This window comes from Mesorhizobium sp. M0998 (assembly GCF_040318885.1).
Classification (GTDB): Bacteria; Pseudomonadota; Alphaproteobacteria; order Rhizobiales; family Rhizobiaceae; genus Mesorhizobium.
Genome location: NZ_JAMYND010000132.1, coordinates 1 through 647 on the forward strand (window position 1 = coordinate 1; position 647 = coordinate 647).

Annotated in this window: 1 protein-coding gene; it reads left to right on the forward strand. The window is 58.4% G+C overall.

The features are described 5' to 3' along the window. Positions 1-349 (forward strand): aldolase/citrate lyase/malate synthase family protein (locus NKH59_RS33420; RefSeq protein WP_502908737.1); only part of this gene is annotated, 349 nt, incomplete at its 5' end. Between the last annotated feature and the right edge of the window lie 298 nt (positions 350-647).

The following is a 647-nucleotide window of genomic DNA, read 5'->3' on the forward strand; positions in this document are numbered from 1 at the left end:
GGTGAAGTATCGGCTTGTCCTTGCCGCTGCTCTTCGCGGCATACGACCTCTCGGCCTCTTGGGATCCATTGCAGAGTTTCGGGATATCGAGAAGTACGGCTCTTTTGTCCGTCGATCGAATGCCGTAGGCTTGCGCGGTACGCTGTGCATCCATCCTAGCCAGGTGGACGTGGCGAATAGCGGCTTTGCGCCATCTGAAGAGCAACTCGAGCATGCGAGACGGGTCGTCGAGGCGGCTGAAGCTGCCCGCAAAAGTGGAGATGGAGCCGTCGGTCTAGACGGAATGATGATCGATGCACCCGTGTTGCGCCGCGCGGCGAACATGCTGAAGCGTGGAAGGCCTCAATAATGGATAATCGGCGCTATATCTCAACTCCACAGTTTGGATTCGCCGATTCTGGTTCAAAGCCACCGTACCAGCACCAAGGCCGACGGCCGCTTCGAGAGCCGCCTTTACGATCATCAGCGCTCCGCGCGGAGCACCATGCCGCCCTCGCGTGATCATTGCGGAGGGAGAATTCCACGGAGTACGCGACATTTGCGATCTGAGCGCCGGACTCATAGCTAGGGTCAGGACTCATTGATCCAGAAGATGAAGGCTGCAGCGAAGGCGATCGCCGACAGGAAGGTGTGAGCACATCGGTCGT